Source organism: Azospirillum sp. OGB3 (assembly GCF_014192915.1).
In the GTDB taxonomy this organism is placed as follows: Bacteria; Pseudomonadota; Alphaproteobacteria; order Azospirillales; family Azospirillaceae; genus Azospirillum.
In genome coordinates this window covers 214,598-237,647 of sequence record NZ_JACHYN010000007.1, presented here as the reverse complement: position 1 = coordinate 237,647, position 23,050 = coordinate 214,598, and the positions used below count along the sequence as shown (strand labels likewise).

The window sequence follows — 23,050 nt, the reverse complement described above, 5'->3', positions numbered from 1 at the left end:
CTTCGGCTCGGCTCACCGCACCCGGACCAGCGCGTGGCGCTTGCGGCCGGCGGACAGGCGGACCTGACCCTCGCCGTCCGGGTTTGCACCGTCGAGATCGGCCAGGGTCAGCAGCGCCGCATCGTCGGTGACGGGAGTGCCGTTCACCCGCGCCCCGCCGTCGCGGATCAGCCGCCGCGCCGCCCCCTTGGACTCGGCGAGCCCGGTTGCGGCCAGCAGGTCGGCAAGCCGGACGCCGGCGGCGAGGTCGGCGCGGGTCGCCTCCACCGTCGGCAGGCCATTGCCGGCAGCGGCCTCCTCGAAGACCCGGCGGGCGGTCTCCCCGGCTTCGGCGGCCTCCTCCGCCCCGTGGCAGAGGGCCGTCGCCTCATGGGCGAGGATCTTCTTGGCCTCGTTGATCTCCGATCCCCGGAGCGCCTCCAGCCGGGCGATCTCGTCCAGCGGCAGCTCGGTGAACAGGCGCAGGAAGCGGCCGACGTCGGCGTCCTCAGTGTTGCGCCAGAACTGCCAGAAATCGTGCGGGCTGCGCCGGTCGGCGTTCAGCCACACCGCCCCCGCCGCCGTCTTGCCCATCTTGGCGCCCGACGCGGTGGTCAGCAGCGGCGTGGTCAGGCCGAACAGCTCCGTCCCGTCGACGCGGCGGGCCAGCTCGATCCCGTTGATGATGTTGCCCCACTGGTCCGACCCGCCCATCTGCAGCCGGCAGCCGTGGCGGCGCGACAGCTCCAGGAAATCGAAGGCCTGGAGGATCATGTAGTTGAACTCCAGGAAGGTCAGCGGCTGCTCGCGGTCGAGCCGCAGCTTGACGGAATCGAAGCTTAGCATCCGGTTGACGGTGAAGTGGCGGCCGATGTCGCGCAGCATCGGGATGTAGCGCAGCGCGTCCAGCCAGTCGGCGTTGTCGACCATCACCGCTCCGGTCGCGTCCTCGCCGAAGGACAGGTATTGGGCGAAGGCCCGGCCGATGCCGGCCATGTTGGCGGCGATCTGCGCGTCGTCCAGCATGGGGCGGCTGGTGTCGCGGAAGCTGGGGTCGCCGATGCGCGTGGTGCCGCCGCCGATCAGCACGACGGGCCGGTTGCCGGTCCTCTGGAACCAGCGCAGCACCATGATCGACACGAGATGCCCGACATGCAGGCTGTCCGCCGTGGCGTCGAAGCCGATGTAGGCGCCGACCGGCCCCTGGCGCAGCAGGGCGTCGAGGCCCGACAGGTCGCTGCCCTGGTGCAGGAAGCCGCGCTCGTCGAGCACGCGCAGGAAGTCGGACTGGAAGGGGCTGGAAGCGGTGGGGGGCGCCATGGTGCGGATCTCCGGAAGGGAAGGGCCGCGTCCCGGAGATCATCTGTCGAAGCACATGCCGCCGGTCCGCGGCGGCATGGTTCATATGGTCAAGACTGAACGCGCCGCCCTATGGGAGCAGCGGATAATAGCGGCTGGAATGGTGCGTGCGCGTCGTCATGGCCGGAAAGCTAGGCGCGCGGGGGCGAGGCGTCAAGGGTGGATGACGCGCCGGTGCCGACCCTTTGTCCGATGGCCGGGCATGTGGGGTCTGGCGCTCGCCGCGGCCATGCCGCATAAAGCCCGTCCTCCCCCTTTCGGGAGGAAGGGCTTTTCGTTTGCGGGGACCCGACCATGAGCGCCATTGCCGAAGCCGCGCCGGCCAAGCTGAACCTCTATCTGCATGTGGTTGGCCGCCGGGACGACGGCTATCACGAGCTGGACAGCCTCGTCGCCTTCGCCGAGGTGGCGGACCGGGTGACGGTGCAGCCGGGCGTGGCGCGGATCGCCCTGCGCGGGGCCGACCTGCCGCCGGTCGGGCCGAGGCTGGCCATCTCCGGCCCCTTCGGTCCGGCGCTGATGGGTGAGAATCCGGCGCAAAACCTCGTCATCCGCGCCGCTTACGCGCTGGCCGCCCGGCTGGGGCGCGAGGCCGACGCGATGATCGGGCTGGAGAAAATGCTTCCCATCGCTTCCGGGATCGGCGGGGGCTCGGCGGACGCGGCGGCGACGTTGCGCGCCCTGGCCCGGCTGTGGGGCGTGCCGGTGGCCGACCAGCGCCTCTACGAGGTCGCGGCGTCGCTGGGCGCCGACGTGCCGGTCTGCGTCGCCGGGCGGAGCTGCTATTTCAGCGGCGTGGGGGAGGTGCTGGAGGAGGCGCCTGCCCTGCCGGAGACCTTCGCGGTGCTGGTCAACCCCGGCGTGCCGGTGCCGACCCCCGCCGTGTTCAAGGCGCGCCGGGGGACCTTCTCCGCCCCGGCCCGCTTCACCGAAGCGCCCGCCGACGCCGCGGCGCTGGCCGCGCTGCTCGGCGAACGGCGCAACGACCTGACCGAGCCGGCGCTGACCGTCGCCCCGGTGATCGCCGCGGTGCTGGCGGCGCTGGACGGCACGGAGGGCTGCCTGCTGGCCCGCCTGTCGGGCAGCGGGGCGACCTGCTTCGGACTCTACGCCGATGCGGAACGCGCCGCCGCCGCCGCCCGGTCGATCCAGGCGGCGCAGCCGCGCTGGTGGGCCAAGGCCGCCCGGCTGCTGCCGACCCCGGCGGACGCGCCGCCGCTGCCCACGGGCCTGACGGCGCCATCGGCGGCCGCGACGGCCCCGGCGCCGCCGGTCCCCTTCCCGGACACCGGCGGCTGGGGCGTCGGTTGACCTCCTTAAGGGCTTAGCACCCGCCGCCGCGCGTCATCGCGCCGCCCAGCATGGCGCCGCCCAGCGTGCCGGCGGCGGTCGCCGCCAGCTTGCCGTCGCCGCGCCCGAACTGCGAGCCGACCAACCCGCCGACGGCAGCCCCGCCCAGCACGCCGATCAGATCGCCGTCGAGCGGCCCACACTCCACCACCTGCGGCGCGGCGCGGACCATGCGCGGGCGCTGCTGGACGATCACCGGCGGCGGCTCCTCGATGTAGACGGGGGCCGGGGCGTAATGCACGACCGGCGGCTCCTCGTAGACCACCACCGGCGGGGGGCGGCGGACGATCACCACGCGCCCGTCGCCGTAACCGCCGTCGATGTAGCCATGCTCGTAATAGCGGGCCCGCTCGTGCCGGTCGCGGTCACGCTCGTGGCGGTCGCGCTCGTGATGGCGCTCCTGCTTGGCGCGCCAGCCGTGGGCCGGCGCCCAGTCCGGCGGATCGGCGAGGACTGGGGACGCTCCAGCGCCCAAGGCCGCCACACCGACCAGCAGCGCGATGGCGAGGGATTTGGGGGTGAAGCGGATGTGCGTCATGATGGCTCCAGGATACGTCTCATCCGAATGAACATCCGGGAGCGGAGTCTTCATCCATCCGACCGCCGCGAGAGGCGTGACCTTTTTGGGGTGCGCGAAAGGGGTAGCCCGTCCTTGGCCCGCCCCGACGTGCCCCCTACGCCCACACCGGTTCGGGAAGGCTCTCCGTCAGCAGCGCGGTGACCATCTCCACCCCCGCACTCCGCGCCGCGCCTCCGATCAGCAGCGCCAGCTCCGTCTCCGGTAGGGACGGCAGGCCGTCCGCCACGCCGAGGAAGCGCGCGCCGGGCGGCAGGGCGCTGTGGGGAAGCACACTGACGCCCAGTCCCCCGGACACCGCGGCGCGCACCCCGGCGTGGTTGGGGCTGGAATAGGCCACCCGCCAGCGCCGTCCGGCGCGCTCCAACTCATGCACCGCGCGGTTGCGGTAGACGCAGCCCTGCGGGAACAGCACCAGCGGCAGCGGGTCCTCGCGGTGCAGGTCCTCCGCCGCCGGGCCGACCCAGCAGAGCGGCTCCCGCCACGCGCGCAGCGCGCCGGGGCGGCCGGGTTCCTGCTTGACCAGGGCGATGTCGAGGTCGCCGCACTCCACGTCGGCGCGCAGCCGCACCGACAGGTCGCAGCGCACGTCCAGCCGCAGCCGCCGGTTCGCCCGCGCGAAGTCGGCGAGCAGGCGGGGCAGCCGCTCCACCGCGTAATCCTCCGGCACGCCGAGCCGCACCACCTCCGCCGCCGGGCGCCCGGACAGCACGGCGTTCGCCTCGTCGTTCAACGCCAGCAGCCGGCGGGCGTAGCCGAGCAGCCGCTCGCCGTCGTCGGTCAGCGCGACGGCGCGGCTGTTGCGGTCGAGAAGCGGCAGGCCGACCTGTTCCTCCAGCCGGCGGATCTGCTGGCTGACCGTCGATTGCGTCTTGTGCACCCGCTCGCCGGCCCGCGTGAAGCCGCCGGCGTCCACCACCGAGACGAAGGTGCGCAGCAGGCCGAGATCCATCTCGCGCATCGAACCAACCATTCAGGTTTCGAATGCGATGGATGATATCATCGAATTTCCAAATGGAAAGGCCCCGCGCCATCCTCTCTCCAACGCACAGCTTTCCGCATGGGAGAGGATCGGCCATGACGACCGCCGCCACGCACCCCTTACCCCTGACCGGCCCGCGGGCGGCGCCGCTTGCGCTGGTCGTGCCCTTCTGCCTCGCCTGGAGTTCGGCCTTCGCCGCCGGGAAGATCGGACTGGCCGACTGCCCGCCGCTGCTGCTGCTGGCTTTCCGCTTCCTGATCGCCGGGTCGCTGCTTGCCGCCGTCGCGGCGTGGCGGGGCGAGTACCGGGGGATGGCCGGGCGGACCCTCGGCCTGCTGGCGCTGCTCGGCCTGCTCAACCACGCGCTCTATCTGGGGCTGAGCTACAGCGGCATGACCCACGTGTCCTCCGGCCTGACGGCGCTGATCGTCAGTGCCAACCCGGTGCTGACCGCGGCCCTGGCTGCCCTGCTGCTGGGCGAGGCGATGACCCGGCGCAAGGCGCTGGGGCTGGCGCTGGGGGTGGCTGGGGTGGCGCTGGTGGTGCGCGGGCGGCTGGGCAGCGGGACGGACGCGCCGCTGGGCATCGCGCTCGCGGTCGGCGCTCTGGTGGCGCTGTCGGCGGGGACGCTGCTCTTCAAGCGGCTGGCGCCGCGGACCGGGCTGCTCGCCGGGACCGGGGTGCAGGTGCTGGCGGCGGGGCTGGCGCTGTTGCCCCTGGGGCTGCTGCTGGAGGACGCCGGGTCGATCCGACTGACCGCCGGCTTCGCCGGGTCGCTGGTCTATCAGGCGTTGGTGGTGTCGATCGGCGGCTACCTGCTGTGGTTCCGCCTGTTGCAGCGGACGAGCGCCACGGAGGCCAGCGCCTATCACTTCCTGATGCCGCCGCTCGGCATGCTGTTCGGCTGGGCGCTGCTGGGCGAGGCGGTGCAGCCCTGGGACCTGCTGGGCATCCTGCCGGTGGCGCTGGGCATCCGTTTGGTGACGCGGGGATAAGGGCCGCTTCCTGGCAAAAGGGATACGCCTTTCGCGGGGGATCAGGTTGCGCCCTGCGATTGTTACGTTTTCATGACGCCCCACTCTCCATCGTCCTGTTGTTGAGGCCCACACGCCGGGAGGCCCGCCATCACGACCGCTGCCGGCTCAATTGCCGCTGTCTCGCCCACCCTGGTCCTGATCGACATCCTCGGCGCCGTGGCGCTGCTGCTGTGGGCGCTGCGGCTGGTGCGGACGGGCGTCTTCCGGTGGGGCGGCGCGGCGGTCCGCCGCTGGGTCGGCTACGGCACGCGCAACCGTCTGGCCGCCTTCCTGGCCGGGGTCGCCGCCACCATCGCGGTGCAGAGCAGCACGGCGACCGCGCTGATGACCGCCTCGATGGCCGGGCAGGGCTTCATGACCACCCCCATGGCGCTGGCGGTGATGCTGGGCGCCGACGTCGGGACCAGCCTCGTCGCCCGGCTGCTCGCCGTCGACCTGCACTGGCTGTCGCCCAGCCTGCTGTTGATCGGCGGGGCTCTGCACGCGCTGGGCGGCGAGCATCGCGGACGGCGGGCGCTGGCCCGCATCCTGGTCGGCATCGGGCTGATGCTGCTCGCCCTGAAGCTGCTCGGCGCCGCCACCCTGCCGGTCCGGGAATCGGTTCTGGTCCAGGCGATGCTGGAGGCGCTGGGCGGCGAGCCGTTCTTCGCCCTGATCGTCGCGGCGGCGCTGACCGCGGCGGTGCATTCCAGCCTCGCCACGGTGATGCTGGCGGGGTCCCTGGCCAGCGCCGGGGTGATCGGGACGGAGACGGCGGTGGCCCTGGTGCTGGGCGCCAACCTGGGTGGCGCCGTCCCGGCGGTGCTGGCCACCTCGGCGGACGGGGCGGTGGCGCGGCGGGTGCCGCTGGGCAACCTGCTGGTCCGGGTGACCGGGTCGCTGCTGGCCCTGCCGCTGGTGCCGATGGCGGCGGCCTTCCTCGCCGACATGGCCCCGCTGACGGCGGTGGTCAGCGCGCATGTCGCCTTCAACGCGGCGCTGGCGCTGCTCTTCCTGCCGCTGGTGACGCCGCTCGCCCGGCTGACCGAAGGGCTGCTGCCCCAACCGGAAGACGCGGGCGAGGACGCGGCGACGCCCCGGCATCTCGACGAGTCGGCGCTGGAGACGCCCTCCGTCGCCATCGCCGGTGCGGTGCGCGAGACCTTGCGGCTGGGCGATCTGGTGGAGGACATGCTGCGCCGCAGCCTGACCGCCCTTCGCCAGAACGACGAGCGCCCGATCGCCGAGGTCAGCCGCGCCGACGACCGGGTGGACCGGCTGCACACCGCGCTCAAGCTCTACCTCGCCAAGCTCGGGCGCCGCCATCTCGATGCCGAGGAGACGCGGCGGGTCGACGACCTGATGGCCTTCGCCATCAACCTGGAGCACATCGGCGACATCATCGACAAGAGCCTGATGGAACTCGCCGCCAAGCGCATCCGCCACCACCTGCATTTCGCCCCGGAGGATTTCCGGGAGGTGGAGGAACTGCACCGCCGCACGGTGGAGAACCTGCGCACGGCGCTCGGCATCCTGATCGGCGAGGACCGGCGGCTGGCCCGGCAGCTCATCGCCGGCAAGGACGCGGTGCGGGCGCTGGAGCGCACCGCCACCGCCCGCCATCTCGACCGCGTGCGCCGAGGCGACGCCGCCAGCATCGAGACCAGCGCCCTGGTGCTCGACATCCTGCGTGACCTGAAGCGCATCAACGCCCATGTCGCCGCGGTCGCCCTGCCGATCCTTGATCAGGTGGGCGAACTCCGCGAAAGCCGACTGAAGGTGGTCGGGCTGCCCCGGCTGGAAAGCCGCGACGTGTAGGGGAGGGGGGAGCGCCGCGTTACCGCGGCATCTCCCCGGTCAGGGTGGCGCTCAAGCCCTGCAGCAGGCCGTACCGGCAGCCCTCGCCGAAGGTGGCGCGCAGCCGGGCCGGGTCGCCGATGGACACGCGGATGTCGCCCGCCCGCGCCGGCTGGTGCAGGCGGCGCACCCGGCTGGCACACAGTTCCTGCAGCACCTCCAGCAGCATCAGGAGCGAGGTCGGGCGGCCGGTGCACAGGTTGAAGACCTCGGCCCCCTCGGGACGGCGCTCCATCGCCTTGACCTCCATCGCCTTGACGAGGAAGCGCACGACGTCGCCGACGAACACGAAGTCGCGCACCTGCTCGCCGTCGCCGAAGATCGTCACGTCCTCGCCCTGCGCCACCCGGCGGGCGAAGATCGAGATCACCCCGGAATAGGGCGAGGACGGGTCCTGCCGCGGCCCGTAGACGTTGAAGAAGCGGAAGCCTGTCGTCGGCACCCCGTGGATGGCCCAGGCGACGTTGGCGTGCAGCTCGCAGCCCAGCTTGTCCACGCCATAGGCGGACAGCGGGCGCGTCGCGGCGTCCTCGCGCAGCGGGGTGGCCGTGTTGTCGCCGTAGACCGCGGCGGAGGAGGCGTAGACCACCGGCACCGGGTTGCCGTTTCGGGCGCTGCGCGCCGCCTCGAAGACGGTGACGGTGCCCGACAGGTTGGTGCGGTGGGTTTCCGCCCACAATTCACGCGAGCGCTGGACGGAGGCGACGGCGGCGAGATGGAACACGCCGTCCACCCCCTGGATGGCCTGATGGACGGCGTCCGGATCGGCGACGTCGCCGACCACCAGCTTGGCCAGCAGCGGCTTGTTCTCCAGCCGGCCGGTGCTCATGTCGTCCAGGATGGTGACCCGGTGCCCGTCGCCGATCAGCCGGTCGGCTAGATGCGATCCGATGAATCCGCAGCCGCCGGTCACGAGATAATGGGCCATGCGCCGTCCTTTCCACCATCGCCTTGCATGGTGTCATAGTGGCGAGGCGGGGCGGGGCGGACCAGCCCATCTTAGGGGTAGCGAAGGGCGCATGGGGTGCGCCGTTCCTGGCCGTTCGGGGTGGCGCATCCCGAATCGGTGCCGTTTCGGAGGCTTTTTCCGGCACCCCCGCGGCGGGCAGGCGGAACCGAAGGTTCAACAGCCTTATCCACCATCTTATGCACTTTTTTGTGGATAACTTCGGTCAAGGGGACCGCTGCCCGCCGGGGAGCGGAAGGGACGCCGCCGTGTGCCCGGAGCAACAGCGAAGACATGGCTCGGCGGCCAATCGGTCCCTTTCCGTCGCTCCTTTTCAGCCGGCTTCCGGCTCGCCCGCCGTGGACAGCAGGCGGGCCACGGCCTTGCGCAGTTCCTCGTTCAGGAAGGGCTTGTAGAGCACGGCGTCCGCCGCGAACATCTCGGCCATCTTCAGGGCGTAACCGGCGGGAAGATTCGGCGCCCCGCCCGACATGGCGAGCACGCGGGCGCCCGGATTGCAGGTGCGCGCGGCCTTGATGACCTCCACCCCGTCGGCCTCGGGCATCAGCACGTCGGTGACGATCAGGTCGAAGACCGCGCCGCCGGCCAGCAGGGTGATGGCGACGCGGCCGTTTTCCGCCTCCACGACCTCGTGGCCCGCCTGTTCGATCACTTCGGTGACCGCCAGCCGCACGGCGGCGGAATCCTCAACGACCAGCACCTTCGCCATGAACCAGCATCCCATGTGTCGTTTGGCCCGGTCCGCCGGTGGGGGCGGTGGGCAGGTCGATGATGAAGGACGTCCCGCGTCCGGGGGTGCTTTCGACCAGAATGTCGCCACCCCCGTTTCTTACGATACCATACACGACCGAAAGCCCAAGCCCAGTCCCCTTGCCCACCGGCTTGGTGGTGAAGAAGGGGTCGAACACGCGTTGCCGCGTCGCCTCGTCCATTCCGGTCCCGCTGTCGGTGACGGTCAGCCGCACATAGTCCCCTTCGCCAAGCTGGCGGCGGGACGTGTCCCGCTCCTTCAGGGTCAGGGAGCGGGCTCCGATGATCAGCGTGCCGCCCTGCGGCATGGCATCGCGGGCGTTCTGAATCAGGTTCAGGAGTACCTGGGTCAGTTCGGTCGCGGTGATCGTCACCGCGCTCAATCCGGCCTCCAGCTGAGACCGCGTCTCTATGGACACCGGCATCGAAGGGGCGGCGAGCTCAAGGGCGGAGCGCACCGCCTCCTCCAGGTTGCCCGGCGGTGATTCGGCCACCTCGACACGGGCGAACTGGAGGACGTCGCGCATGATCGTACGGGCTTTCACGCCGCTGTCATGGATGGTGTTCAGATAGGCGTGCAGCTTGCGATCCTCTCCGGCGCGCGCGCGCGCCAGATCGGACAGGCTGATGACCGGTTGCAGCAGGTTGTTGATTTCATGGGCAAGGCCGCCGACGAGGCTGCCAAGCGCCGCCATGGTCTGCTTCTGCCGCGCCGCCTCCGCCGACTGGCGCCGCGCGCTGATGTCGCTGGTCGTCCCGCGATAGCCGAGGAAGGTGCCGTTGCCGTCGTAGCGCGGCGTGCCGCTGACCATCACCCAGCGCGCGGCTCCCCCCGGCGAGGCGAGCGGGAAGGAGAGGCGGCGGAAGGGCTCCCGCCGGTGCAGCGCCTCGATCAGGGCGGGGAAATCCTCCTCCGGACGGTTGCGGTCCAGAAGATCGGCGTGGGTGAAGCCCAAAAGCTCCGCCCCGCCGCGCCCGGTGGATTCCTGGGCCCGCGGCGACAGGGCGGTGAAGCGCCCGCGCTCGTCGGTTTCCCAGAACCAGTCGTTGGAGCATTCCAGAAGCGCCCGCCAGCGTGCCTCGCTCTCGCGCAGCTCGGCGGTGCGGGTGGCGATCAACGATTCCAGCCCGCTCAGATGGTCGCGCAGGGCCTCCTCGCTGCGGCGCATCCGGTAGAAGGCGAGGTCGTAGGGATTGCGCAGCGCGGTGACGATGATCGCCCGGTAAAGCAGGTAGAAGGACAGGATCTTGATGAAGTGCCCCAGCGCGTTCGCCACCCCGTGCGGATGGTTGTAGAGCGTGAAGATCAGCTCCTGCGGGGCCAGCAGCGCGATGCCGGCGAAGGTCAGGCCGAACACCCTGGGCTCGAACTGCTTGCGCTTGCCGCAGAGCAGCAGGCAGGCGACGACCGCCGCGGCGCTGAACGCGTATTCGGCCCCGATCTTGAAGGGGGTCAGCCCGACACCCGGAACGAAGGCGTCCGGCATGGTGTCGAAGGTGAAGATCGACAGAAAGGCGCAGGCCACCGCGGCGACCTGGATCAACAGCACGTCGCCCGCGCGCAGCCGTGTCTCGGTCAGCAGGGGAGCAGCCAGGAAAACCGCCGCCTGAAGGGCGCGGGCGGCGATCCAGAGCTGGGTGGATTGATTGACGCTGGCCTCGCCGATGACGTTCATGCCGGGAAAGGCGATGGCGTGGAGCAGGTCCAGCAGCGCGATGCCGGGCATGGACAGACCGACGAAGGCGAGGAAAGGCGACTGGTTGGTATCGCGTGTGTTCCAGGCGATCGTGAAGATCGTCATGGAGATGGCGACGGCGAACATCTCCACGCAGAGATGGAACAGCAGGTAGTTGTGACGGACCAGCACGGTTAGGACCGCCATGAGGATCAGCAGGGCGGCCGAGCCGGACAGGAAGGAACGGTCCCGGAGCCAGCGGGCAAGCGTCGGTCGGATGGCGGACGGTTGGGTCCCGCTCATGAACGGTCGGCTCCGCGGTGGACGGGAGGGGCGGCCCACGCATGACCCGGTCAGCCGACCGTGCGACGCCGCTGGACCGATCAACACACCAAATCCCGGCGCGGCGCAAGCCGGACGTTGAGCCTTTTCAAGGAACGCGGCAATACCTCACAGGAGAGCGGCGGCCACCGTCCTGTGCGTGGGGCATGCGCGGTTCAGCGGGAACAGCGCCGGGAACTCAGCCTTCCTTGGCGGGCTGGGCCGGAGGCAGATCGAAGGGTGTGCTGACGAAGGGGTCGCCGCGGCCATGGCCGGCCCGGTCGTGACCTTTCTCGGTCGCCGCCTTGCGGTAATAGCCGACGATGAACACACGGACCGCGTTCGCCAGCGACACGGCGGTCCCGCGCGACCGGCGGGATTGCGAATCAAGGCGGTCCTTCAGGTCGCTGCACAGCTCATCCACGGTCAGGTCTTCCCGGTGGCAGATGTCGTCCAGCGCTTCCCAATAGGACGGCTCCAACCGAAGCTGCGTCGGGCGTCCGAACAGTTTGACGGTACGCGCCACCAGCGGGATGGCGTTCAGCGGCGATGGCGCGTTGGACGCCTGTGAATCCTGACCCGACATAGCCCTGTATTCCTTGACTGTCAGCCGCGTTTGATGAGGTGCAATCAATATAGCGTGATTGAAAAAATTTGCGATGATAAAACTCAGCGGAGGTGTTGGCCGGGGTTACGGCACGTTGCCCGACTCTCCCGCCATGTCCTTAAGCATGTATAGATTGGTGATGACGATAAAACCTTTGTTATAGGTAATCGCTCCGGCGCTGCGCAATGCACGCAGGCTTTTGTTCACCATCTCACGCGTGACGCCCAGCATGGACGCCAGGGCCTCCTGCGACACCGGCTGGTTGATGCGCAGCCCGGTGGGCGTCTTCTGTCCGTAAGTGTCCGCCAGAAGAAGGATACGCCGGGCCAGCCGGCGCGGCACGTCGTGGAAAACCGCATCTTCGATGTTTTCCGACACCCAGCGCAGCCGTTCGCACAGCACGCCCATCATTCGGATGCATAGGGACGGATGCCGTTCCAGGAAGGAGATGAATTCCGGGCGGTCGATGCGGAACAGCTCCGCCGGGCGCAGCGCAGTGGCTCCGGCGGTGCGGTCCTTGCCGTCGATCAGCGCGATTTCCCCCAGCACGTCGCCGGGGTTCAGAATGTTGAGCAGCATCGTCTTGCCGTCCTCCGACGAGGTCGAGACGGCGATCTGCCCCTTCATGATGGCGTACAGGCAATCGCCGGGGTCGCCCTTGCTGAAGACCGTCTGGTTCTCGTGGAAGCGCGACACCCGGCCCAGCGCGACCAGCTCCTGCATCCGGGCGTCGTCGAGAACGCCCAACATTCGGTTGCGCCGCAGGATGCCGGCGACGTCCTTCAGTAAGGCCATGGCGCTTGCGATCCCGGTTGAGTTCCGTCGGACCGTTGATGGCACCCGGCGAACGTTCAGTCCAGCGGATTCCCCGTCTGGCAACGCCCGCCGTCCCGCAGGGCGCGGTCCCACAGGGCGGTGTGCTCGAAATGGAACCGCGCCTCGGGCGCGCGGGCGCCGGCGGCGGCCCAGCGGCGCATGGTCTGGAGCAGGTCCAGCGCGTCCTCCCGCTTCTGGTCGCACCGTCCGTTGGGCAGCCAGTGGCGGAGATCGGCGAGTTCCTCCTCCGGCAGCCCCTCGGCGGCGCCGAGGCGGAGCATCCGGCCATAGCCGCGCTCGCGATAGGGCAGGGCCTTGGCGATGGCCTCCAGCCGCCGCGCCGTGGCGGCGGGAAGGACTCCCTCCTGCGCCGCGTCGGCCAGGGTGCGGCGGATGTTCACCATCGCCTCGGACAGGCTGGGATAGCCGAGTTCCGCCGGGCCGTGGATCACCGCCACCTCGTCGTCGTCCTCCAGCCGGCCGTCGCGGAAGGCTTCGAAGACGGCGCCGACTCCGATCATGCCGAAGGGGTGCAGTTCCGCGGCACGCAGGGCGCCCATGCTGGACGCCCCGAACACCGCCACGCCCTGGTGGATGGCGTGCAGGATCTCCTTGTGCCATACGGACGGGATGTTCTCGAAATAGCCGTCCACGATGCCGATCGCACGCGGTTTGCGCGCGCACAGCCGGATGATGTCGCCCTGGGCGACCGGCGGCAGATAGGTGGCGCCCAGAAGCCGGGCCGCGTCGGTGCGGGGAAGGGTTGGGCCAAGAAAGACGTAAAGGCCGTCCGGGGTCTGCATGTCAATCTCCGCCTTCGCTCTCGCGACACTGTAACCCGGCTTCAAACCCCGGCGACGGCGCGCGCCCGCGCGCCCATCGCATAATCCGGGGAGGAATCCAGCCCCTCAAGGCCGGGAATGACCAGACGGACCACGGCGATGCCGAACTCCGGCTTGGTCAGGTCCACCGCCACCACCTCCTCGATTCCGGCGGAGCGCAGCCGGTCGAGCTGGCCGGCCAGATCCTCCTCGATGGTGCGTCCGGCGAGGCTGGGGATCGCGGCGAAGTCGCGGCGCCCGGTCCCTTCGGCGATCAGCGCCGTCCAGCGTGCGTGCTGCGCCGGGTCGAGATGGCGTTCGTATTCGGAGCGGGGCATGTCGTCGCGGGCCCCGGCGATGAAGGTCAGCCGGCTCTGCGCCGCCTCGGTCAGGGCGCGGGACAGCGCGATCTCCGGCGCGGCGTGGCAGCCCATGCCCATGGCCGGGCGGATGCTGTGCTGCGGCGCGTCGTCCCGCGTCGCGATGCGGCAGAGAATGGCGGGCAGGCCGATGTCGCTGGTGATGTCCCACAGGCCGACCGCGACTCCCGCGTCGTCGAAGCGGTCGAGCAGCGAGCGGCAGACCGGGTCGGCGACGCTGGCGGGATCGATGCGGGTGGCGGCCTGGGCCTCCGGGGAGGTCAGGCGCCACAGGGTGGCGGCGTCGCGCTCGACCAGTTCGGTCATGGCGTGCGCGGTCGCCTCGGCGAGGCTGTTGCCAGAGGCCAACCCATTCGACCCGGCGAGGAAGCAGCCGGACCCCGGCGGCATCGGCAGCGTGAAGTTCAGATGCACCGTCTCGAAGGGCACCCAGATCCGCTCGCCGCCCAGCAGGTCGTTGCCCTCGATCCACAGCATCGGGGTGTGGGGGGTGAAGGCGCTGGTCGACAGCCGGGGCAGGCGGGTCACGTCGACCACCCGGTGGGTCCAGCGCAGCTCGTCGTAGCTGGCGTATTTCAGGGGCAGGGTGATGCGTTCGGCGTGGTAGCTCTCGATCGACTCCATGACTCCCGACGCCTTGGCGGCGGCCAGCGTCACGCCCTTGCCCTGGGCGACGGAGATGGAGCGGGAATTCGGCCGGGTCACCATCACGACCGGGATGCCGATGCTGTCAAGCCCCGTGACGTTCGCCACCCGCGTGATGCCCATGACGGGAAGAAGGGGGGCGACGCGGGCCAGCGTCTGGTCCGGCGTGGCGATCCGGTGGGTTCCGGTGGTGTGGACCTTCAGCGGCTGGTCGGACATGGCCGGATCCCGCGCGATGCCGCGGACGAAGTCGAGGGGCATGGGACAGGGTCTCCGCCGTGGAATGCCCGTGGCGAGCCGGAAGGGAACCGGCGAAGGACGAAAGCCGGGCGGGGACCGTGGCAGGCCGGCCAGGGAAAACACCGGCCGCCACGGCCCGAGGAAGAATGCCCGAAGAACAGGCCCGGACAACGGGCCTTTGGGGGGCGCCCCGCCGGTCAGAGGCCCGGGGTGATCGCGTGGCGGGCGGCCTCGTGGTCGTCGCTGTTGAAGGCGCGGCGGTCGCCGATGCGGGCGGCAACGGTCAGCGCGGTGGCCTGCTCGGCAACCTCGGTCACGCCCTGGGCGGTCACGGCGAAGAGACGGCCGTCGGCACCACGGATGAGGGCGGTCTGGTCGATGATGGCGGTCATGGGAGCAGCTCCTGGGCGTGGGTTTCGGGGGACCGCGAATACTGCGGTATGTCGAAACCTTGGCCGGAATGCCCCGTCCGGACTGTGAAGAACTTCACATGCCGGACGCCCAGTGCCCGGGTAAGAATCGCTTACACACGCACACGCGTATGGTCAGCCCCGGAAAAACAGTCCCGGAGAAACTCCGGTGGCCCGGGAAAACCGCGAGGCCGAGAACCGGCAAGCCGAGACAGGAGCGTACCGATGAAGTTGGACCGCCGCATTCCCCGCAGCCTCGACGAGATGGCCGACCTAAGCTCGCTCGCGGCTCCGCCCGCCGTGGTGACGCGCTCGCTGACGATCGGGGGGCGCCGTGCCAGCCTGCGGCTGGAGGCGACGATCTGGGACGGGCTTAAGGACATCGCCAAGTCCCAGGGAAAGTCGCTGGAGGCGCTGTGCGCCGACATCCACGATGGCCGGACGGAGGGCATCCCCTTCGCCACCAGCGTCCGCGTCTATGTGCTGAACCATTTCCGCAGCACCGCCACGGGCACCACCACGCTGGTGGCCTGACGCCTCGGCGGAGCCCTACCGGGTCACGCCAGCCGGGCCACCTTACACCGGACCGGACGCGATGAGGCAACGGCGGAAGGCCCCGCAGCGGTCGGCGAGCGGCATCATGGACAGTTGGCGGCTCATTGTCTCGGCAGCCGCCAGATGTTCCATGGCCTCATGATGCTGGCCGACGGCGGTGAAGGCCTGCGCCAGGGCGAAGTGCGACCAGCCCTGTTCGGACAGTTGGCCGGCGTCTGTCGCAATGCCCAGCGCCTTGGCGGCGCAGCCGATCGCTGTGTCGTGCTGCACCGTTTCCAGGGCGAGATCGGACATCCAGTTCAGAATGCGCGGCCTGGGCAGCGAATGGTTCAGGATGTGCGCCTGTTCCAGGCTGGCGTTGAGCAGCCTCGCGCCCTCCGCGGCACCGCCGGTGCGGGCAATGGCGTAGCCCAGCGCGCCCAGCGTGATCGGCTGGAAGATGTGCAGGCGCGTCGCCTCGGTGATCGTCACAGCGTCCTTCAGCAGCGGCAGCGCCTCGGCGAAGCGCTCGCCGATGATGTGGACCAGCGCCAGATGGACCTTCACCGACGACACGGAGAAGGCGTGCCCGACCTCTTCGGCGATGTCGAGCGCGTGGAGCATCACCCGGACGGCCTCGTCGTCGCGCCCCAGCTCGGCGAGGCAGCGGCCCTGGTAGGCGGCGGTGATGGCAACCGCCACCGCGGTCAGGCCGAACCGCGCGCGGGGGGCGTGGGCCAGCGCGAGGCTGCGCGCCTGCTCCAGCTTCTCCTGCGCCTCCGGAAAATGGCCCTTGTCCACCAACATGCCGCCCAGCCGCATCAGCCCCTGGATGCGCAGCTCCATCGTCCCCTGGTTGCCCAGATGGTCGAGCGCGCTGCGGCTGAGCGCGATGGCTCCGTCGAGCACGCCGTAGACCCACTGGAAGGAGGCTTTCAGCGAGGTTGCGCGGGCGTAGCGGATGCGGTCGCCGATGTCCAGCGCCATGTCCCGCGCCTCCTCCAGCGGGTCGCCGGCCAGCTGGCGCCCCTGCGGCAGCAGGACGAGGGGAATTCCGACCCACAGGTCGATGCGCCGCTGGGTGTTGCGGCGGGTGTCCGGCAGATGGTCCAGAGCCTTCAGCGCCTGTTCGTAGAAGCGCCCGGCGTCGAAATGCTTGCAGCGCATCTCCGCGCGCCGCCCGGCCCGGCGGCCATAGGCGCAGGCGAGCGGCCAATCCTCGGCGAAGAAGGCGTGATGGGCGATCAGCTCGGCCCGGTTGGGCAGGTTGCGGTCGGACCGCCGGCGCAGGGCGTGCAGAACCCGTCCGTGCAGCGGCTGGCGCTCCCGCTTGGTCAGGGTGGCGTAGGCGACCTCCTGGACCAGCGCGTGGCGGAAGGTCAGCTCCAGATTCGGCAACAGGCGGGAGCGGGCGAAGAAGCCGCTCTGTTCGAGCCGGGCCAAGGCCGCCGGCAATTCTGCGGCGGGGATCGGCGACACCGCGCGCAGCAGGCCGAGATCGACCGACGTGCCGATCACCGCCGCGTGCATCAGCACCCGGCGCGGGCCGGGCTCCAGCGCGTCGATCCGTGAAGCGAGCAAACCGTGCACCGTGGCCGGCAGAGCCATCCGGGCGTCGGCCCTGCCCAGTTTGTAACGGCCCGGGCTGCCGACGATGACCCCGGTGGTCTCCAGGGTGCGCAGCGATTCCTCCAGATAGAGTGGCACGCCCTGGCTTTGCGTGGCGACGCGCGCCTTCAGGTCGGCCAGCGACGGGCTGTGGCCAAGCCAATGGTCCAGAAACTCGTCGGCCTGCAACGGTTCCAACGGCTCCAGCGCGATTATGTGGACCGAGTCCGGCGCGGACCAGCCGCCCGGCGTGTCGGGCCGCGAGGTGACCAGGACGAAGACCCTGGCGTCCTCCACCCCCTCGGCCAGGGCGTCGAGCAAGCGGTTGGTCAGCCCACGCGTCCAGTGCGCATCCTCGACGAGGATCAGCAGCGGGCGTTCCACGGACAGCTCGCGGATCGCTGCGACCAGCCCCTCGACGCTGAAATCGGCCTTCTGCGCCGGGTCAAGTCCCTGCCACAGCGGGTGGACGGAGACTTGGCCGAGCAGTTCGCGCATCGCTTCGCCGGCCAATTCGCCGCCGTTGCGCGCGGCGGCGGCGGTGAGGCGCGCCACCGCCAAGCCATCCATGGCCGGGTCGTCCGCCGCTCCACAGACTGACAAAGCAAGGCAGCGGGCCGCCGCCTCCAGGTCGTCGGGGTCGCCCAGGCGGCGAATCGGGAACTGCGGCCAGATGGTGGTGGTGAAGGCGGCCGCCTCCGGGCTGCGCATCAACTCTCCGGTCAACCGGGATTTGCCGATTCCGGCCTCGCCGACCAGGATGGCGCAGGCGCCGCGGCCCCGCTCGGCCTGCCGCAGGGCGCCGGTCAGCACCGCCAGCTCGGGCTGGCGCCCGACGAACAGCGTGCCTTCGGCCGACAGCAGGTCCATCGCCGTGCGCCGCATCGCCCGCGCCGCCTCCAGCGCGAAGACGGTCACCGGCTCCGCCGTGGCGGACAGGCGCAGCGTCCCCGCCGGGCGGACGGTCAGGCCTTTGGGCACGAGGTCCAGCGTTTCGCGGCTCAGCAACACGCTGTTGGGGTGCGCCCGCTGCTGCAGCTTGGCGGCGACATGCACCGTCTCGCCCACCGTGCGGTAGTCGGTCCAGACGCCTGTCTCGATGATCTGGGCCACCACCTCGCCCGAGCTGATGCCGATCCGCATCTTGAACTCGTCCGAATCGATGGCCGAGCGGGCGATGTCCTGGGCGGCAAGGCAGGCGCGCAGCGCATGGTCCTCCAGCGCGGAGGGAGCGCCGAACACCGCCATGATGCCGTCGCCCAGCACCTGGGCCACCGTGCCGCCGTACCGCCCCACCGCGTCGGTGAGGATCTGCAGGATGGTGAGGAGGGTCTGGTCGGCCTCCTCCGGGTCGCGGCCCGACACCATGCTTGAGGATTCGACGATGTCGGCGAACAGGACGGTGACCACCTTGCGTTCCGCGCTGTTGCGCCGTGCGGATCCGCCATCCGGTCCGTCCGCTGCGGGCATGGGCCGGCACGACGCCTCCCAAGGTGCTCCCCGAGGCGCCGCTGTGGGCATCGATTGCGATTCGCCCAGGTCCATGTCCGTTCCGGCCATCGAAGCCCCCCTGCGGAGCGTCATCGGCATGTTAGAGGATACAATTTCGAATGCGCAGACATTCAAAACAAGGGATGGGCAATTTCACTCCAAGAGCCTCAGCCTAACATATGTTGGTATGTTTCCTCGTGCAATCGGCAAGGGGCGGCGTCCTCCTGTCTGCATTCCTGCGGTGCCCGATTCGTGGCGACGCACGGATTGGTGTCGTAAAAAATAGGCTTGCCTTGGCCATCGCCTGGGCGTATACGGGCGCTCCTCCGCTGGAGCGGCGCGGGCGTAGCTCAGGGGTAGAGCACAACCTTGCCAAGGTTGGGGTCGAGGGTTCGAATCCCTTCGCCCGCTCCATTTTTCAGCGCGGATGGTACGAAAAAGGGCGGCCTCCCGGGCCGCCCTTTTCGCGTTTTGCGCCGTGTCGCTGCGCTGTGTCGCCGGGGCGGAAGCCCGTGGTGGGCCCTTCAGCCCGCCGGCCCCGCCGGCCCCGCCGGGGGTATCACCACAGCGCCAGAGACAGCTCGTAGAAGAGCGCGCCGACCACGGCGGTCGCCGGCAGGGTGATGACCCAGGCCATGACGATGCCCTGCGCCAGACCCCAGCGCACCGCGCTGGTGCGGCGGGCGGCGCCGACGCCGATGATGGCTCCGGTGATGGTGTGGGTCGTGCTGACCGGCACGCCGAGCCACGTCGCGACGAACAGCGTGATGGCCCCGCCCGTCTCCGCGCAGGAGCCCTGGACCGGCTTGAGGTCGGTCAGCTTCGACCCCATGGTCTTGACGATGCGCCAGCCGCCGAACAGCGTGCCCAGCCCCATCGCGGCCTGACAGGTGATGACCACCCAGAAGGGAACGTGGAAGGTCTCCCCCAGCATGCCTTGCGAATAGAGCAGGACGGCGATGATGCCCATGGTCTTCTGCGCGTCGTTGCCGCCGTGTCCCAGGCTGTAGAGCGCGGCGGAGCCGATCTGGATGTGGCGGAACAGCCGGTCGACCGCGAAGGGCGTGCTGCGCCGGAACAGCCAGGACACCGCCACGATCATCACGCTGGCCAGCAGGAAGCCGACCACCGGCGATACGACGATGGCCGCGGCGGTCTTTGCCAGACCGGACACCACCACGGCGTCCAGCCCGGCCTTCGCCACGCCGGCCCCGACGAGGCCGCCGATCAGCGCGTGGGAGGAGCTGGAGGGGATGCCCAGCCACCAGGTGAAGACGTTCCAGACGATGGCGCCCATCAGCGCGCCGAAGATGACGTGCGGGTCGACCACCCCCGCCCCGACGATGCCGGTGCCGATGGTGGTCGCCACATGCAACCCGAAGAACAGGAAGGCGATGAAGTTGAAGAAGGCGGCCATGGCGACGGCGGTCCGCGGCGACAGCACGCGGGTGGAGACGACCGTTGCGATGGAGTTGGCCGCGTCGTGCAGCCCGTTGAGGAAATCGAAGAGGAGGGCGACGCCGATCAGCCCGATGAGGATGGGCAGGGCGAGGGTAGCGGCTTCCATGGGATCAGACCTGTTCGACGATGATGCCGTCGATGGTGTCGGCCACGTCCTCGCAGGCGTCGAGCACGCGTTCCAGCAGCTCGATGATCTCGCGTTGAAGGGCGTGGCGGTGGGTGATGGGGGCGTCGAGCCCGCCGCTCTCGTCGCGCAGCCGGTGCTTGGCCTCGCGCAGGAGCCGGTCGCCTTCGCTCTCGATCCGCGAGACCTCGGCGGTCATCGCGTGGAGTTGCTCGACGTGCTTGGGGATGTCGCGGAGCAGGGGGATGCCCGCGCTCAGCCGAGTGGTGCAGCGCACGATGGCGTCGGCCTGCGCGTGCATTTCCGGCGTGTAGTCGATGAAGCCCGCCTCGACGAGGTGACGCGCGGTCTCCTCGATAAGGTTGAGAACGTCGTCCATCCGCTTGCCGAGTTCCTGGATGTCCGAACGGTCGAAGGGCACGATGAAGGTGCGGTGGACGGCGAGTTGGATGTTCCTCTCGATGGCGTCGGCCTCGCTCTCGACTCGGCGGATGGTCTGGAACCGCTCCTCCAGGTCCTGGCCGCTGGCCATCATCGCCCGCAGCGCTTCGGCACCCGTGGCGACGGTCCGGGCATGGTCGGCGAACAGGTCGAAAAACCGTTCTTCGCGCGGCATCAGGGCCCGGAACAAATTCAGCATGCGTGGTTCTCCAACTTACGCCGGCCTGCACTGCTGGGGATCTCGCACGGACGCGCGCGAGCCTCAGCGTCGCGGCTGGTGTAACATCCCCGGCGCTTGTGGGGAGTCACAAAAGTGTCATGCCGGGCCGGCTTGCGGCGAGATTTCACGGGGGTGCCCGGCGGAAAGACCGGTGATTTGCCGCGGCGGGCCGCTTATCCTGCCGCCGACGGATCGGCAGCGGGGAGGTGGGTGGCGAGTGGCAGGGGAAAGACAGATCGGCCTGGAAACAATGATCGGCCTGACGGCGGCCATCGTTTCGGTGGGCGTCTCCTCGGCGAACGGCGCCGAGCCGCGCGTGGTGACCGTGCGCAGCGGATTCGAGATCCCCGAATCGCACCGCCGCGGCGACGAGCCGCTGCCCCACCGCGACGCCCTCCCGGGCGCGCCCTTCGATCCCCAACGCTTCCGCACGCTTCAGGACGGCCTGCGCGCGGTGGCGGAGGACGCGGCCGGGCTGACCCTGCGCTATGTGGAACAGCTCTACAGCTTCGGCGACCGCTACCGCGACCCGCACGAGCTGTTCGGCGGCCCGCGCTCGCTGGTGGTCGGCTATCTGGCGCTGCTGCGCGAGGCGCCGCTGCGCATCGACGGGGCGGAATGGCGCGGCCTGTACGAGTTCTTCCCCTGGGAGGACTGGCGCGAGTCGCCGCCGGCGCTGCTCGATTCGGTGATCCGCCCGGCGCTGGCCCGCTGGGTCGCCGCCGCGCCGGATGACCCCGCCCGCGCCCGGCGCGGTGAGCGCGCCCGCATGGCCTTCGCCCTGGACGGCGGGGAATGGGACTCCGAGCGGGTGCTGGAACGCTACGAGCTTCTCTACGAGGCCGGGCTGGTGGTGGAGGCGTTCCGCGACCACGACCTGGCCCGCCGGGCGGGGGTGGCGGAGCGCAGGGTGCGGCTGGAGATGCCGCGCGCGCTGGGCCGCCCGATGGCCCGCGACGGCCGCCGCGTCCTGGCGACGGCGCTGGAACGGCTGCGCGGCAAGCTGAAATACCGCCCCATCGTGTTCGAGCTGCTGCCCCCGATCTTCACCCTGCACCAGCTTCAGCAGGTGGTGGAGGCGCTGTCCGGCGAGCGGCTGCACAAGCAGAATTTCCGGCGGCTGATGATCTCCGGCGGGCTGGTGGAGCCGACCGGCCAGTATGAGAGCCAGACCGGCGGGCGCCCTGCCGAACTCTACCGCTTCCGCCGCAGCGCCATCCTGGAGCGCACCAGCACGGGTGCCATCGCCGCCCCGGAGGATTGACCATCGCCGCACTGCGGGTATTCTGCCGCTAACGCCAAGGCCACCAATGCCATGAAGGGGAGCGAAACCGCATGACCGATTTCGACAGCACCTGCGACCTTTACGACCGGTTCGAGAAGACCGCCCGCGTCGCCGACCCCGTCTTCCGCGATTTCGGCGGGCGTTGCAAATTCAGCGGCGCGGCGGTGACCGTGAAGTGCTTCGAGGACAATTCCCGCGTCAAGGAGACGCTGGGCACGCCGGGTCGGGGCAAGGTGCTGGTGGTCGACGGCGGCGGCGGCCTGCGCGCCGCCCTGATGGGCGACCTGATCGCCAAGGACGCGGTGAAGAACGGCTGGGCGGGCGTGGTCATCCACGGCTGCGTCCGCGACGCCGCGATCCTCGCCACGCTGGACCTCGGCATCAAGGCGCTGGCGGCGATCCCGCGCAAGACCGTCCGCAACGGCGAAGGGCAGAAGGATCTGCCGGTGACGCTGGCTGGCATCCGCATCAATCCCGGCGATCTCGTCTTCGCCGACGAGGACGGGGTGCTGGTGCTGACTCCGGAGGAGTTCGGCGCGACCGCGTGACGGGTGTGGAACGAGGCAGGCTCCGGCCCTGAAAAGAGTGGCGCATGTTGATCGTCTTCGGCGGGCTGCCCGGAACCGGCAAAACGACCATCGCCCGTGTGTTGGCGCGCCGGCTCGGCGCGTTTCATCTGCGGATCGATACGATCGAGCAGGCGATTTGCATGGCCGGCGGCGCCGACGGTGAGGCTGTCGGTCCGCAAGGCTATGTGGTCGCCTACGCCCTGGCCGGCGACAATCTTCGGCTGGGTGCCACCGTGATCGCGGATTGCGTCAACCCTGTCCGGATCACGCGCGAGGCGTGGCGCGCCACGGCGCTTCAGGCCGGGGTGCGGCTGGTCGAGGTGGAGGTTGTGTGCTCGGACCCGGTCGAGCACCGGCGCCGGGTCGAAACCCGTCAAAGCGACATCGCCGGGTACCGTCCGCCCTCCTGGGCTGCGGTGAGGGGGCGGGAATACGAGCCTTGGGACGGGGCGGACGCCGTCATCGACACGGCGGGGCGCGAGGTCGACTCCTGCGTCGCGGAGATTCTGGCGGTATTGCCGAGCCGCCCGCTCCACGAAAGCCGGCGCCGTCCGTGAGGTGGGA

21 protein-coding genes and 1 tRNA gene are annotated in these 23,050 nt (G+C 70.1%); 8 read left to right on the top strand and 14 right to left on the bottom strand.

Annotated features, from left to right (window positions below; all coding sequences use genetic code 11):
• Window positions 1-12 precede the first annotated feature (12 nt).
• Window positions 13-1,299, bottom strand: coding sequence for a tyrosine--tRNA ligase (tyrS, locus tag FHW79_RS16700; protein ID WP_183179966.1), 1,287 nt, complete (start codon window positions 1,297-1,299; stop codon window positions 13-15).
• A 333-nt stretch (window positions 1,300-1,632) separates the two neighbouring features.
• Here tyrS and FHW79_RS16695 point away from each other — a divergent pair, with 333 nt between their 5' ends.
• Entirely contained in the window at window positions 1,633-2,649 is a 1,017-nt protein-coding gene (locus tag FHW79_RS16695; protein ID WP_183179965.1) for a 4-(cytidine 5'-diphospho)-2-C-methyl-D-erythritol kinase, read from the top strand.
• Window positions 2,650-2,662: 13 nt separating this feature from the next.
• Here FHW79_RS16695 and FHW79_RS16690 read toward each other — a convergent pair whose 3' ends face one another.
• Together FHW79_RS16690 and FHW79_RS16685 are read right to left on the bottom strand one after the other, a co-directional pair.
• Complete coding sequence (locus FHW79_RS16690) at window positions 2,663-3,226, bottom strand: glycine zipper 2TM domain-containing protein (RefSeq protein WP_183179963.1); 564 nt, start codon at window positions 3,224-3,226, stop codon at window positions 2,663-2,665.
• Between the two features lie 136 nt (window positions 3,227-3,362).
• A complete protein-coding gene (locus FHW79_RS16685) occupies window positions 3,363-4,238 on the bottom strand; it encodes a LysR substrate-binding domain-containing protein (RefSeq protein ID WP_183179962.1) in 876 nt (291 codons plus the stop codon).
• A 104-nt stretch (window positions 4,239-4,342) separates the two neighbouring features.
• On the opposite strand from FHW79_RS16685, the gene FHW79_RS16680 reads away from it, so the two are divergent.
• Both FHW79_RS16680 and FHW79_RS16675 read left to right on the top strand, forming a co-directional pair.
• A complete protein-coding gene (locus tag FHW79_RS16680; protein ID WP_211108322.1) occupies window positions 4,343-5,242 on the top strand; it encodes a DMT family transporter in 900 nt (299 codons plus the stop codon).
• A 129-nt stretch (window positions 5,243-5,371) separates the two neighbouring features.
• The gene (locus FHW79_RS16675) at window positions 5,372-7,081 is read left to right on the top strand and encodes a Na/Pi cotransporter family protein (RefSeq protein ID WP_348984185.1); all 1,710 of its coding nucleotides are present in this window, start codon (window positions 5,372-5,374) and stop codon (window positions 7,079-7,081) included.
• 19 nt (window positions 7,082-7,100) lie between these two features.
• On the opposite strand, the gene FHW79_RS16670 is transcribed toward FHW79_RS16675, so the two are convergent.
• From FHW79_RS16670 to FHW79_RS16635, 8 genes are all read right to left on the bottom strand, one after another.
• Window positions 7,101-8,048, bottom strand: a complete 948-nt coding sequence (locus FHW79_RS16670) for an NAD-dependent epimerase/dehydratase family protein (protein WP_183179960.1) — start codon at window positions 8,046-8,048, stop codon at window positions 7,101-7,103.
• 352 nt (window positions 8,049-8,400) lie between these two features.
• Window positions 8,401-8,796 carry a response regulator gene (locus FHW79_RS16665; RefSeq protein WP_247884426.1) on the bottom strand — a complete coding sequence of 132 codons (396 nt, stop codon included), beginning with the start codon at window positions 8,794-8,796 and terminating at the stop codon, window positions 8,401-8,403.
• Window positions 8,774-10,816, bottom strand: a complete 2,043-nt coding sequence (locus FHW79_RS16660; protein WP_183179958.1) for an MASE3 domain-containing protein — start codon at window positions 10,814-10,816, stop codon at window positions 8,774-8,776. The genes FHW79_RS16665 and FHW79_RS16660 overlap by 23 nt, the downstream gene beginning before the upstream one ends.
• Window positions 10,817-11,033: 217 nt before the next feature.
• On the bottom strand, window positions 11,034-11,420 hold the full coding sequence (locus tag FHW79_RS16655) for a ribbon-helix-helix domain-containing protein (protein ID WP_183179957.1): 387 nt from the start codon (window positions 11,418-11,420) through the stop codon (window positions 11,034-11,036).
• 105 nt (window positions 11,421-11,525) lie between these two features.
• Complete coding sequence (locus FHW79_RS16650; RefSeq protein WP_183179956.1) at window positions 11,526-12,236, bottom strand: Crp/Fnr family transcriptional regulator; 711 nt, start codon at window positions 12,234-12,236, stop codon at window positions 11,526-11,528.
• Window positions 12,237-12,292: 56 nt separating this feature from the next.
• Entirely contained in the window at window positions 12,293-13,060 is a 768-nt protein-coding gene (locus tag FHW79_RS16645) for a TfuA-like protein (protein ID WP_183179955.1), read from the bottom strand.
• A gap of 41 nt (window positions 13,061-13,101) precedes the next feature.
• Window positions 13,102-14,364: a YcaO-like family protein gene (locus FHW79_RS16640; protein ID WP_183179954.1), complete on the bottom strand. Its 1,263-nt coding sequence runs from the start codon at window positions 14,362-14,364 to the stop codon at window positions 13,102-13,104.
• A gap of 176 nt (window positions 14,365-14,540) precedes the next feature.
• Window positions 14,541-14,735, bottom strand: a complete 195-nt coding sequence (locus tag FHW79_RS16635) for a hypothetical protein (RefSeq protein WP_183179953.1) — start codon at window positions 14,733-14,735, stop codon at window positions 14,541-14,543.
• Between the two features lie 243 nt (window positions 14,736-14,978).
• Between FHW79_RS16635 and FHW79_RS16630 the strand changes: the two genes are divergently transcribed.
• Window positions 14,979-15,287, top strand: coding sequence for a ribbon-helix-helix domain-containing protein (locus FHW79_RS16630; RefSeq protein ID WP_183179951.1), 309 nt, complete (start codon window positions 14,979-14,981; stop codon window positions 15,285-15,287).
• A 42-nt stretch (window positions 15,288-15,329) separates the two neighbouring features.
• On the opposite strand, the gene FHW79_RS16625 is transcribed toward FHW79_RS16630, so the two are convergent.
• Window positions 15,330-18,365: an adenylate/guanylate cyclase domain-containing protein gene (locus FHW79_RS16625; RefSeq protein WP_183179950.1), complete on the bottom strand. Its 3,036-nt coding sequence runs from the start codon at window positions 18,363-18,365 to the stop codon at window positions 15,330-15,332.
• Between the two features lie 360 nt (window positions 18,366-18,725).
• On the opposite strand from FHW79_RS16625, the gene FHW79_RS16620 reads away from it, so the two are divergent.
• A tRNA-Gly gene (locus tag FHW79_RS16620) sits at window positions 18,726-18,800 on the top strand.
• Between the two features lie 145 nt (window positions 18,801-18,945).
• Here the strand turns inward: FHW79_RS16620 and FHW79_RS16615 are convergent.
• Complete coding sequence (locus FHW79_RS16615; protein ID WP_183179949.1) at window positions 18,946-19,953, bottom strand: inorganic phosphate transporter; 1,008 nt, start codon at window positions 19,951-19,953, stop codon at window positions 18,946-18,948.
• 4 nt (window positions 19,954-19,957) lie between these two features.
• Window positions 19,958-20,611 carry a DUF47 family protein gene (locus FHW79_RS16610; RefSeq protein WP_183179948.1) on the bottom strand — a complete coding sequence of 218 codons (654 nt, stop codon included), beginning with the start codon at window positions 20,609-20,611 and terminating at the stop codon, window positions 19,958-19,960.
• Between the two features lie 238 nt (window positions 20,612-20,849).
• Here FHW79_RS16610 and FHW79_RS33275 point away from each other — a divergent pair, with 238 nt between their 5' ends.
• The 3 genes from FHW79_RS33275 (at window position 20,850) to FHW79_RS16595 (ending at window position 23,043) form a co-directional block, all read left to right on the top strand.
• Window positions 20,850-21,896, top strand: coding sequence for a hypothetical protein (locus FHW79_RS33275; RefSeq protein WP_348984182.1), 1,047 nt, complete (start codon window positions 20,850-20,852; stop codon window positions 21,894-21,896).
• A 71-nt stretch (window positions 21,897-21,967) separates the two neighbouring features.
• Window positions 21,968-22,465 carry a ribonuclease E activity regulator RraA gene (rraA, locus tag FHW79_RS16600; protein WP_183179947.1) on the top strand — a complete coding sequence of 166 codons (498 nt, stop codon included), beginning with the start codon at window positions 21,968-21,970 and terminating at the stop codon, window positions 22,463-22,465.
• 44 nt (window positions 22,466-22,509) lie between these two features.
• The gene (locus tag FHW79_RS16595; RefSeq protein ID WP_183179946.1) at window positions 22,510-23,043 is read left to right on the top strand and encodes an AAA family ATPase; all 534 of its coding nucleotides are present in this window, start codon (window positions 22,510-22,512) and stop codon (window positions 23,041-23,043) included.
• Window positions 23,044-23,050 lie beyond the last annotated feature (7 nt).